The following is an 11,371-nucleotide window of genomic DNA, read 5'->3' on the forward strand; positions in this document are numbered from 1 at the left end:
ACACCAGGAATTCCAGTCTCCCCTGCAGTACTCAAGTCTGCCCGTATCGCCTGCAGGCTCACAGTTGAGCTGTGAGTTTTCACAAACGACGCGACAAACCGCCTACGAACTCTTTACGCCCAGTAATTCCGGACAACGCTTGCACCCTACGTATTACCGCGGCTGCTGGCACGTAGTTAGCCGGTGCTTCTTCTGCAGGTACCGTCACTTTCGCTTCGTCCCTGCTGAAAGAGGTTTACAACCCGAAGGCCGTCATCCCTCACGCGGCGTCGCTGCATCAGGCTTTCGCCCATTGTGCAATATTCCCCACTGCTGCCTCCCGTAGGAGTCTGGGCCGTGTCTCAGTCCCAGTGTGGCCGGTCACCCTCTCAGGTCGGCTACCCGTCGTCGCCTTGGTAGGCCATTACCCCACCAACAAGCTGATAGGCCGCGGGCCCATCCTGCACCAGTAAACCTTTCCACCCTCAGCCATGCAGCCGAAGGTCATATCCGGTATTAGACCCAGTTTCCCAGGCTTATCCCGAAGTGCAGGGCAGATCACCCACGTGTTACTCACCCGTTCGCCGCTCGTGTACCCCGAAGGGCCTTACCGCTCGACTTGCATGTGTTAAGCACGCCGCCAGCGTTCGTCCTGAGCCAGGATCAAACTCTCCGTTGAAGACTCTAGATTTCACAGGCGAACCTGCTAATCAGTCATAGACATCGAGTCAAATCACTAGCAATCAAAAACTCAAACTAGCATTTTCAAACACTGACCCCCCTCCGACGGAAGAAGGAGAAGAGCCAGCAAATACCCACACCACAACTCACAACCAAACCCGAAGGGCCAGTTGATCATCCGTGATGCGGAGTACCAAAAACATTTGGCACTGACATTCATCGACACACTGTTGAGTTCTCAAAGAACACGCACACACCATCACTTCTGACGCACTCGCCAGCCGCTCCGGGGCAACCGCTCCAACTTATCTCCTGCCGCTTCCCGGCGCAAACCGGGGCGATCAGGACATCTCGAAAACATCGAACCAAGTTCGGTATTCTCGGGAAGTTCAGGCGCCTGCGTCCAACCTCGTGTCCCCGGCCTCTCGGTCGGGGTTGGTGTCCGTGTCGCTCTGACCTGGAATAAGTTACGCGACGGGAAACGGAGCGTCAAATCCCCAGGTCACACGCATCCGGCAGGTAAAATCCGCTGGTGGCCCGCGCTGCGCGCGGGCCACCGGACCGGAGTCCGCCGAATTACGCCGGTGTGACCCGCCGCACGCTAGTTCGACAGCACCTTGATGCCGGCGAAGTTGCGCTTTCCCCGGCGAATCACGAGCCACGTTCCGTGCAGCAGATCGGTCGGTGCCGGGGTCCAGTCCTCACTCGAGATCTTCTGGTTGTTCACCGACGCGCCGCCTTCCTTGACAGTGCGGCGGGCTGCACCCTTGCTCTCGCACAATCCGCTGAGAACCAGAAGGTCGACGATGCCCGCGGGCTCCCCCGGCGCAAGTTCCGCGACGGACGCCTCGCGGAGGGCGGCACCGAGGGTCGGCTCGTCCAGGTCCTGCAGTTCCGCGCGACCGAACAGTGCCTGGCTCGCGAGCTCCACCGCGCGAGTGTTGGCTTCGCCGTGCACGAGCGTCGTCATCTCGGCGGCGAGCCTTCGCTGTGCCTCGCGTGCATGCGGCCGCTCGGCCGTCGCCGTCTCCAGTTCCGCCAACTCCTCGGCCGTGAGGAAGGTGAACCACCGCAGGTACTTGATCACGTCGGCGTCGCCGGTGTTCACGAAGTACTGGTACCACGCGTAGGGACTCGTCATCTCCGGGTCGAGCCACAGGCTTCCGCCGCCGGTCGACTTCCCGAACTTCTTGCCGTCCGCCGACGTGACGAGCGGGACGGTCAGCCCGTGCACCGACTCGGCGTCGATGCGACGGTTCAGTTCGACGCCCGCGATGATGTTGCCCCACTGGTCGGAGCCGCCGACCTGCAGCGAGCAGCCGTGACTGCGCCGCAGGTGCAGGTAGTCGTTGGCCTGGAGCAGCATGTAGCTGAACTCGGTGTAGGACATGCCGTCGGATTCGAGGCGCCGCTTGACGGTGTCTCTCGCGAGCATCACGTTGACGGAGAAGTGCTTGCCCACGTCGCGCAGGAAGTCGATGGCCGACAGCTTGCCGGTCCAGTTCATGTTGTTCTCGATAATCGCGCCGCTCGCCGAGTCGTCGAAGTCGACGAAACGTTCGAGCTGCCCCCGGATCCGATCGGCCCATTCGGCCACGGTGTCGGCGGAGTTCATCGTCCGCTCACCGACGTCGCGGGGATCGCCGATCAGACCGGTCGCTCCACCGGCCAGCACGATGGGGCGGTTGCCCGCACGCTGGAATCGCTTCAGCGCGAGCAGGGGCACGAGATGACCGGCGTGCAAACTCGGTCCGGTCGGATCGAAACCGGCATAGAGCGTGACCGGTCCGGCGTCGAGATCACGGCGCAGCGCGTCCAGATCGGTTGATTGGGCGATGAGCCCGCGCCAGGTCAGTTCATCGATGATGTTCTCAGTCACGGCTCCGATCATCCCATCTGCTCGTCGGCGGGCATCGCACGCGGGCTTCTCCGGTACGCGGACACGGCCGGCGACTCGGGAATCCAGAAGCGCCACGGCCGGTCGGCGGCCGTGCTGACACCGACCCGGGGGCCACTCACCCAGCCGTCCGACTCCCCGACCTCCAGTCGAACCGGTGAATCGGACTCGAAGAGTGCCGCACCGTTCTCCGCGAGGGTCACGCCGGTCGCGGACCCCAGGTTGCCGGGACCGCGCGCCCACTCCGCGGGTCGCGCGACGCGGGGCCTGCGCGCCTGGACCGTCGAGCAACCGTCGAGCACTTCGCCCGCCCGGAGCAGCACCCCGCCCGCGATTCCGACGGGCCCATACGACACGTTCATACAGAAGTGCATTCCGTAGCTGCGGTAGACGTACAGATGCCCGGCCGGTCCGAACATCACCTCGTTGCGCGGCGTCCTTCCCCGGTACGAGTGCGATGCCGGGTCGGGCCACGGGCCGTCCTTCTCCCCGCCGTACGCCTCCACTTCGACGATGCGGATGCGGACGTCTCCGACGATCAGCGTGGATCCGAGGACGATTCGCGCGGCGTCGACGGGTTCGGCCCGGTCAAGTCGATCGATGGTCACGTCCCGATTCTCCACAACCGTTGACGTCGCCACCCCGGCGGTCGCATAATTCATCAAGCAATGAATTCACCCAGTGATGAATTGAGGCCCGCCATGACCGGCAGCCCGGCGATCGACATCCGAGATCTGCACGTGCGAAGAGGCAAGAACGAAGTGCTGCACGGCATCGACGTCCAGGTGCCGAGCGGATCCATCACCGGCCTCCTCGGACCCTCCGGCTGCGGAAAGACCACGCTGATGCGGTGCGTGGTCGGCACGCAGATCGTGGAATCAGGGACGGTCACGGTGCTGGGCTCCCCCGCAGGCTCGGTCTCGTTACGAAGCCGCGTCGGATACGTCACCCAGTCCCCCAGCGTGTACGCCGACCTCTCGGTCAAGAAGAACGTGGCCTACTTCGCCGCGCTCTACGGCCAGCCCTCGGACGCGGTCACCGACGCCGTCGACGCGGTGGGGTTGACCCGCTTCGCAACCCAGAAGGCCGCGGATCTGTCGGGAGGACAGCTGGGACGGGTCAGCCTCGCCTGCGCGCTGGTGGCACGCCCCGAGATCCTCGTCCTCGACGAGCCGACCGTCGGACTGGACCCACTCCTGCGCGTCGAATTGTGGGAACGGTTCGAAGCCCTCGCCGACGCCGGTACCACCCTGCTCGTGTCGAGCCACGTCATGGACGAGGCCGAACATTGCGCTTCGCTGCTCCTCATGCGCGACGGCTACGTTCTCGCGCAGGTCTCCCCCGGCGAACTCCGGGAGCAGACCGGTGAGACGAGCCTCGAAGACGCCTTCCTGAACCTCATTCGCGCATCACATGTCGGGAGCGAGAACTGATGAACGTCACGATCTTCGCGGCCACTGCAGGACGGATCCTCGCGCAACTGCGAACGGATCACCGCACTGTCGCCATGATTCTGGTGGTACCCAGTCTGCTGATGGTGTTGCTGTACTTCCTGTATCAGAACGTTCCGGCGCCGCCCGGTCAGCAGTCGCTGTTCGAGCGCGTCGCGATCACGATGCTCGGCATCCTTCCGTTCGTCGTGATGTTCCTCGTCACGTCGATCGCGATGCAGCGCGAACGGACGTCGGGAACACTCGAACGCCTGCTCACGACCCCGATGGGCAAACTCGACCTGCTCGGCGGCTACGCTGCCGCGTTCTCCACGGCCGCTGCCGCGCAGGCGGCGCTGGCCTGCGTCGTCTCGTTCGGATTCCTCGGCCTCACCACCGAGGGCAGCGTGACGTGGGTGCTGCTGATCGCCGTGCTGAACGCGATACTCGGCGTCGCCCTCGGCCTGTTGTGCAGCGCCTTCGCACGCACCGAGTTCCAGGCGGTGCAGTTCATGCCGGTGGTCGTGGTGCCCCAGCTCTTCCTGTGCGGTCTGCTCGTTCCGCGAGATCAGCTCCCCACGTGGCTCGAGTGGATCAGCAACGTCCTCCCGCTGAGCTACGCGGTCGAGGCGCTGCAACAGGTCGCCACCCATCCCGGGGCGACGGGGCTCATGTGGCGCGACCTGGCGGTGGTCGCCGCCTTCGCGCTCCTCGCACTGTCGCTGGGCGCCGCGACCCTGAGGCGTCGCACACCATGACCGGCCCCGCGACACGCGCGGACGCCACCCCGGGTCTGCGCACTGGACGACGCCCGGGCAACCCGGACACACGGTCACGAATCCTGGCGAGTGCACGGAAACTGTTTGCACAGAACGGCTTCGACAAAACCAGCGTGCGCTCCGTGGCCACCGGGGCCGGCGTCGACTCCGCCCTGATCCACCACTACTTCGGAACGAAACGAGATCTGTTCCTCGCCTCGGTGGACATTCCCGTGGATCCGACGCAAGTGATCGCTCCGGTGCTCGACCTTCCGACGGGCGAGGTCGGTAGGCACCTCGCCCGGGCCGTCTTCTCCATCTGGGAGTCGCCCCACAAGCCCGCCGTGGTCGCGGCGTTCCGGTCCGCGATGGCGGGAAACGAACCCAATCTCATTCGCACGTTCCTGCTGGAGGTCGTGCTCCGAGACCTCGGACCGCGCGTCGACGAGCCGCCGGGAACCGGGATGCTGCGCATGCAGCTGGTGGCATCCCAGATGGCCGGGGTTCTGGTGACGCGGTACATCCTCGAATTCGAGCCACTCGCGTCGCTGCCCGTCGACGACCTCGTCGCGATCGTCGGACCGACGTTGCAGCGCTACCTCACCGGCGCTCTGCCGGTGTGATCGGGCTCACCCGAGTCAGGTGTGATCAGGCCTCGCCGGCAGCCCGGGCGAGCAACGTCTCGTGCTCGTCCGCGCCGACGTCCCGGGCCTCGTCGATGAGGAGGACGGGAATCCCGTTCTCGATGGGATACGCCCGTCGCAGGCGAGGGTTGTAGAGCAACTCGTCGCCGACCAACAGCAGAGGACCCTTGTCCTGTGGGCACGCGAGAATGCCGAGCAACGTCGGATCAATAACCACGGAAGTCCTCTCCAACCGTTCGGGTGAGCAGTGTCAGGTTACCGCGCGCCGGCAGGCACCCCGGCCGAGCCGTTCTGAAACTCCGCGGCCACCGCCTTCGTCAGTCGCTTGTACTGCTGCGATTCCGGATCGACGTACCACACACGGGTTCCCGGCTTGGGCAGTCCGGCCGCGCTCAGCGCCTCGGCGTTCGGACGGTACGAGGACCCCAGCGGGATGTCCTCCACCACCTGGATGATGTCGGGTCGCAGCGCGGGAGGAAGCACCTCGAAGGCGTCGGAGATTTCCGCCAGCCTCGGCGCCCGCCCTTCGCGGAGGGTGAACGCGGCCACGGCCAGTGTCCGGCCTCCGACCTCCACCCCGTAGGCAACAGCGAGGTCGACGCGATCGACGGACACGAGCGCATCGACGATCGGCTGGGTGAACACGGCTCCCCTCGGAGTCGCGATGACGGTCTTCCGGTGGTCGACCAGCCAGTAGTCCCCGTCGGCGTCGCGACGGAAGAGGTTCTCCGTCGGAATCCAGGCGTCGCCCGCGGCAAAGATCCCCCGCATCGCGCCGCCGGACATCTCGGCGTGCACGCCCGCCCTGCCGAGGAGCAGACCGACCTCGTCGTCCTGGCATTCCCGGATGAACCCCTGCTCGTCCTCCAGCAGTCGGCCGGCGATCGGGTCGTAGGCCGCGAGCCGGACCTCCGCGCTCCCCGGGAGGGGGCGTCCCTTTGCCCCGACCTTCGCGCCTGCGACGTTCGCGAGAACCACGTCGCCCTCGGTGGACGCGTAGAACTCGAGGACTTTCGCCGGTGCGAACCGCTCCGTCGTGCGACGCCACAACCCCTGCGGCATTCCGGATCCGATGAAGAGCCGGACGGGGTGACTGCCGTCGAGCGCGAGGTTCTCGGCGTCGAGGATTTCTCGCATCATCGTCCACGTGTAGCTCACCACGGTCACCCCGTAGCGGTGGACTTCCTCGGCGAACCGCTCGGGATCGACTCCGCGTGAGAGCGCGATCCGGGAGCCACCTGCCACGGCACCACCGATCGCTGCCAGCAGACTCGACGAATGATGCAGGGGTGCAAGGCAATATACGGTGTCGCCACGGTCCAGATCGGCGGCCGATGCCGTTCCGAACGCCGACAGCGCCCACCGGTAATTGGTGATCTGTTTCGTCTCCCAATGGCCGTTGGACTCACTGCAGATGATGAATGCCAGTTCACGAGCCAGACCGGGATCGGGCCGGTACCAGCCCGGCAGTGTCACTGCGGCGGGGTCGATCTTCTCGAGGTCCACGACGTTCGCCGAGGGATCGACGTCGAGGTCGCGCTGGTCGCCACCGCCCAGAACCAGGACCTGCATCCCGGTCGCGATCGCCGCGTCGAGATTCTCCGGGTCGGTGACGATGCGTTCGACACCGTCGATGCGGATCGCGGTGTGGACCTCCCGGCCCGGGGGCAGGAGGACAGCCACGGCACCGAGACGGGACAGCGCCGCGATGGCGGCGAGCGCACTCGGGCGCGTCTGCATCACGACGCCGACGTGAGCGGCGGGACGGACACCGGCCTGGATCAGGCCGCGCACCACGTTGTCGATCCGCTGATTGACCGCCGCGTAGGTGTGGACGCGATTGTCGAAGAGGAAGCACTCGCCGCCCGGCGCCTTCCGCCCCTGTTCGGCCAGCAACCGGCTGAGCGAGATCTGGGTGTGGGGCTGGATCTGACCGAGCCGGGCCAGCCGTGGCAGCGCCCGCGTGGCCTCGCCGGACAGCTCCACCGTTCCCCGCAGCGCCCCCGAAGCGAAATCACTGATCCCCTTGCCGACACCGACGCCGACCTCGGCGACCGACGCCACGGTGTGAATGATGCGGTCGCTGATGGAGACTCCGGATTCGCTGCCGAAATGTTCGTCGTAGCGCATGAGCTCGATATTGGTGGGCCGTGGGCCGAGACCCTCGTTCCACAGCACCCATTTCCCGGTCGTGGGCCACGTGTGGGTCGCCGCAGCCGAACCGACGACGAGGCCGAAATGTCCTGCCCGCAAAGTTGATTCGTACACATTCGCCCGTGGGGCGGCCCGGCGGATACCGCGGACGGCCAACGGCTGACCGATGTCGTCGACTTCCCCGACGAACGCGAGGATGGGGCAGGTCAACTCCGCGAGCGACACGACCTGGTCCTTGATCACGAACCCGCCGGTCATCATGCGGTTGTGCACGATGAACTGCTTGAGCAAATCCGCAACAGCAGGACCGGACCACGCCACCCAGCCCTCCGTCGCGAGGAAGCGCCGCTGCTGCTCCCGCGGCAACAACGCTTCCCGGTCGTGCAACTGACGCAGGAAGTCGAGCCTCGACTTCAGTGTCTTGACGGGATCGAGAAGCTGAAAACCGGTGCGCGCCATCCACCCCGACACCGCGAGCCGGTTGAAGACGTGGTCCGCGAGGAAGCCGGCAGCGTCGGTGGCGAACCCCGCCGGGATGCCGAACGGCAGCCCGGCGAGCGTGTCGACCGGACTGCCGAACGTCACGAGGCCGGCGATGTTGCGACTGCGGCGATAGGCGGCGGCCTGGTAGGCGAACATGCCGCCCTGCGAGTATCCGGACAGGTAGACGTCGCGACCGGTGTGCGCCCGCACCTGGTCGATGATCTCGCTGATCGCGACGATGTGGTCGGCGAGATTCCGATCCCACCCGCCCTCTTCGGAATCCGGCGATCCGAAGTCGACCACCCACGGGTCGATCCCCATCGAGTGCAGGATGCCGACTGCGCCTTGATCCCGGGTCACGTCGTAGACGTCGGCCGACATCATCATCGGCGGGACCAGGACGATGGGGGGCCCGGCGTCGGCAGGGTCGGTGTCGGGGAAATACCTGCGGAGCCGATACATCGGTGCGCGTTCGACCACCTCGAACGGCGACGTGGTGAGGTCCGTCTCGAGTCCGCCGAGGCGAACTACCTCCAACCCGTTCTGCGCCGTCGCCACCACGCGACGGATCGGGCCCATCACCGTTTCGGTATTCAGTCCCACGAACACTCTCCCAGACTCTCGAACCGTGACGCACGTCTCACTGCCGCCCGCCCTCACCCTACTGCGCTCGACGCGTCACACAGCCCCTAATCCGGGGCGTCCGACACGGGCGTCATCGACACCACTCACGCAGCGACTCGGACAGCTGACGGACCCCGCCCAACTGTTCGGCCACACGGATACCGGCCGTACCGCCGCGGGCGTTACGCGAGGCGATCGAGCCCTCGACGGTGAGGACCTCCCGCACGTCCGGAGTGAGCGCCGGATCGACCCCGGCGAGTTCGTCGTCGGTGAGATCCTCGAGTCCGACGCCCCGCGCCTCGGCAACGCGGACGCACGCCCCCGCCGCCTCGTGCGCGACCCGGAACGGGACGCCCTGACGAACGAGCCACTCGGCGATGTCGGTGGCCAGCGTGAATCCCGCCGGTGCCAGTTCCGCCATTCGGTCCGTGTGGAATTCGAGAGTGGAGACCAGTCCGGTGATCGCCGGGAGCAGCAACTCGAGCTGCGCCACCGAATCGAAGACCGGCTCCTTGTCCTCCTGCAGATCCCGGTTGTACGCGAGCGGCTGCGCCTTCAGGGTGGCCAGCAGACCCGTCAGGTTACCGATCAGCCGCCCGGACTTGCCGCGGGTGAGCTCGGACACGTCCGGGTTCTTCTTCTGCGGCATGATCGACGAGCCGGTCGACCAGGCGTCGGCGAGCGTGATGTAGCCGAATTCCGGAGTGCTCCACAGGATCACCTCCTCGGCCATCCGCGACAGGTCGACGCCGATCATCGCGAGCACGAACGCCGCCTCGGCCGCGAAGTCCCGCGACGACGTGGCGTCGATCGAGTTCTCGGCCGACGAATCGAAGGCGAGTTCCGCGGCGATCGCCTCGGGATCGAGTCCGAGTGACGAGCCGGCCAACGCTCCGGAACCGTACGGCGACACGGCCGCCCGCACGTCGAAGTCCCGCAGCCGCTGAACGTCACGAAGCAACGGATGCGTGTGCGCCAGCAGGTGGTGCGCGAGCAGCACCGGCTGCGCGGCCTGCAGGTGGGTCTTGCCCGGCATCACCGCGGAGGGGTGCGCGGCTGCCTGCGTCGCGAGGGCATCGACGACGTCGAGAACACCCGCCGCCACCCGGCGGACGGCGTCCCGCAGCCACATCCGGAACAGCGTCGCCACCTGATCGTTGCGCGAACGCCCGGCGCGCAGGCGTCCCCCGACCTCCGGACCGACCCGATCGATCAGCCCGCGCTCGAGCGCCCCGTGCACGTCCTCGTCGGATTCGCTCGGGACGAACTCGCCGCTCGCGACGTCCGCCGCGAGCCTGCCGAGACCGTCGAGCATCGCCGCCAGGTCCTCGTCACCGAGCAGGCCGGCCTTGTGCAGCACCCGGGCATGCGCCTGGGACGCGCGCACGTCGTACGGGGCCAGCACCCAGTCGAAGTGGGTGGACTTGCTCAGCGCCGCCATGGCGGCGGCCGGTCCGGACTCGAACCGGCCGCCCCAGAGGGCTCCTTCGTTGGTGCCGTGAGCACTCATCCCTAGAGGCCCAGATCGCGCTTCGCCGCGACCTTCGAGGACAGTCCGTGGATCTGCACGAATCCCTTGGCGTAGGACTGGTCGAACGTGTCGCCCTCGTCGTAGGTCGCCAGGTTGAAGTCGTACAGCGACTCGTTGCTGCGGCGGCCGTTGACGATGATCGCACCGCCGTGCAGCACCAGCCGGATGTCGCCGGAGACGCGTTCCTGCGTCTTCTCGATGAACGTGTCCAGCGCGACCTTCAGCGGGGAGAACCAGAGGCCGTCGTACACCAGCTCGCTCCAGCGCTGCTCGGTCTGACGCTTGTAGCGGCCGAGTTCGCGTTCCTGCGTGACGTGCTCGAGTTCCTGGTGGGCGTTGATGAGGACCATCGCTCCGGGAGCCTCGTAGATCTCACGGCTCTTGATGCCGACGAGACGGTCCTCGACGACGTCGAGGCGGCCGACACCCTGAGCGCCGGCGCGGCGGTTGAGCTCCTGGATCGCTTCGAGGACGCTGACCGGCTTGCCGTCGATCGCGACGGGCCGGCCGGCCTCGAAGCTGATGATCAGCTCGTCGGGTGCCTGCCAGTTGACGGTCGGGTCCTGCGTGTAGTCGTAGACGTCCTTGGTCGGCGCGTTCCACAGGTCCTCGAGGAACCCGGTCTCGACGGCGCGGCCCCACACGTTCTGGTCGATCGAGAACGGCGACTTCTTGGAGACGTTGATCGGGATCTCGTTCTCCTCGGCGAACGCGATCGCCTTCTCCCGGGTCCACGCGTAGTCGCGGACCGGTGCGATGACGTCCAGGTCGGGGGCGAGCGATCCGAAGCCGACCTCGAACCGGACCTGGTCGTTGCCCTTGCCGGTGCAGCCGTGCGCGACCGTGGTGCCGCCGTGGGCACGCGCGGCCTCGACGAGGTGCTTGACGATCAGCGGGCGGCTGATGGCCGACACGAGCGGGTAGCGGTCCATGTAGAGGGCGTTGGCCTGGATGGTCGGCAGGCAGTATTCGTCGGCGAACTCGTCGCGCGCATCCACCACGACCGACTCGACCGCACCGCAGTCGAGTGCACGCTGACGCACGACCTCCATGTCCTCGCCGCCCTGGCCGAGATCGATGGCGACAGCAACAACTTCCTTGCCCGTCTCCTTGCCGATCCAGCTGATGGCGACTGAGGTGTCCAGCCCGCCCGAGTAGGCGAGTACGACGCGATCGGCCATGGTCCTTGT

At 66.4% G+C, this 11,371-nt stretch carries 9 protein-coding genes and 1 rRNA gene; 3 read left to right on the forward strand and 7 right to left on the reverse strand.

What is annotated here, in order from left to right:
• From QM693_RS12530 to QM693_RS12540, 3 genes are all read right to left on the reverse strand, one after another.
• Positions 1 to 658 (reverse strand): 16S ribosomal RNA (locus tag QM693_RS12530); the annotation flags it as partial.
• A 603-nt stretch (positions 659 to 1,261) separates the two neighbouring features.
• Positions 1,262 to 2,539, reverse strand: coding sequence for a tyrosine--tRNA ligase (gene tyrS, locus QM693_RS12535; protein ID WP_280782467.1), 1,278 nt, complete (start codon positions 2,537 to 2,539; stop codon positions 1,262 to 1,264).
• Positions 2,540 to 2,547: 8 nt separating this feature from the next.
• Positions 2,548 to 3,219: a DNA-3-methyladenine glycosylase gene (locus QM693_RS12540; protein ID WP_283352502.1), complete on the reverse strand. Its 672-nt coding sequence runs from the start codon at positions 3,217 to 3,219 to the stop codon at positions 2,548 to 2,550.
• Positions 3,220 to 3,258: 39 nt separating this feature from the next.
• Between QM693_RS12540 and QM693_RS12545 the strand changes: the two genes are divergently transcribed.
• The 3 genes from QM693_RS12545 to QM693_RS12555 are packed head-to-tail and all read left to right on the forward strand — an operon-like array spanning position 3,259 to position 5,368.
• Positions 3,259 to 3,990 (forward strand): ABC transporter ATP-binding protein, encoded by a 732-nt coding sequence (locus tag QM693_RS12545; RefSeq protein ID WP_283352503.1) that lies wholly within the window; start codon positions 3,259 to 3,261, stop codon positions 3,988 to 3,990.
• Positions 3,990 to 4,745, forward strand: coding sequence for an ABC transporter permease (locus tag QM693_RS12550; protein WP_280782470.1), 756 nt, complete (start codon positions 3,990 to 3,992; stop codon positions 4,743 to 4,745). The genes QM693_RS12545 and QM693_RS12550 overlap by 1 nt, the downstream gene beginning before the upstream one ends.
• Positions 4,742 to 5,368 (forward strand): TetR/AcrR family transcriptional regulator, encoded by a 627-nt coding sequence (locus QM693_RS12555; protein ID WP_283352504.1) that lies wholly within the window; start codon positions 4,742 to 4,744, stop codon positions 5,366 to 5,368. Before QM693_RS12550 ends, QM693_RS12555 begins: the two co-directional genes overlap by 4 nt.
• A 25-nt stretch (positions 5,369 to 5,393) precedes the next feature.
• Here QM693_RS12555 and QM693_RS12560 read toward each other — a convergent pair whose 3' ends face one another.
• From QM693_RS12560 to QM693_RS12575, 4 genes are all read right to left on the reverse strand, one after another.
• On the reverse strand, positions 5,394 to 5,606 hold the full coding sequence (locus QM693_RS12560; protein ID WP_005247353.1) for a Trm112 family protein: 213 nt from the start codon (positions 5,604 to 5,606) through the stop codon (positions 5,394 to 5,396).
• A gap of 38 nt (positions 5,607 to 5,644) precedes the next feature.
• Positions 5,645 to 8,635, reverse strand: a complete 2,991-nt coding sequence (locus QM693_RS12565) for an acyl-CoA synthetase (protein WP_283334329.1) — start codon at positions 8,633 to 8,635, stop codon at positions 5,645 to 5,647.
• Positions 8,636 to 8,741: 106 nt separating this feature from the next.
• Positions 8,742 to 10,160, reverse strand: a complete 1,419-nt coding sequence (argH, locus tag QM693_RS12570; RefSeq protein ID WP_280782473.1) for an argininosuccinate lyase — start codon at positions 10,158 to 10,160, stop codon at positions 8,742 to 8,744.
• Positions 10,161 to 10,162: 2 nt separating this feature from the next.
• Positions 10,163 to 11,362 carry an argininosuccinate synthase gene (locus QM693_RS12575; protein WP_009473614.1) on the reverse strand — a complete coding sequence of 400 codons (1,200 nt, stop codon included), beginning with the start codon at positions 11,360 to 11,362 and terminating at the stop codon, positions 10,163 to 10,165.
• Between the last annotated feature and the right edge of the window lie 9 nt (positions 11,363 to 11,371).

The organism is Rhodococcus sp. IEGM 1305 (genome assembly GCF_030058635.1).
Classification (GTDB): Bacteria; Actinomycetota; Actinomycetes; order Mycobacteriales; family Mycobacteriaceae; genus Rhodococcus_F; species Rhodococcus_F opacus_D.

Coding starts and splice junctions, on each gene's coding strand:
- QM693_RS12540 (WP_283352502.1), bottom strand. CDS start 3,219: ATGAATTATGCGACCGCCGGGGTGGCGACGTCAACGGTTGTGGAGAAT.
- QM693_RS12545 (WP_283352503.1), top strand. CDS start 3,259: ATGACCGGCAGCCCGGCGATCGACATCCGAGATCTGCACGTGCGAAGA.
- QM693_RS12550 (WP_280782470.1), top strand. CDS start 3,990: ATGAACGTCACGATCTTCGCGGCCACTGCAGGACGGATCCTCGCGCAA.
- QM693_RS12555 (WP_283352504.1), top strand. CDS start 4,742: ATGACCGGCCCCGCGACACGCGCGGACGCCACCCCGGGTCTGCGCACT.
- argH (WP_280782473.1), bottom strand. CDS start 10,160: ATGAGTGCTCACGGCACCAACGAAGGAGCCCTCTGGGGCGGCCGGTTC.
- QM693_RS12575 (WP_009473614.1), bottom strand. CDS start 11,362: ATGGCCGATCGCGTCGTACTCGCCTACTCGGGCGGGCTGGACACCTCA.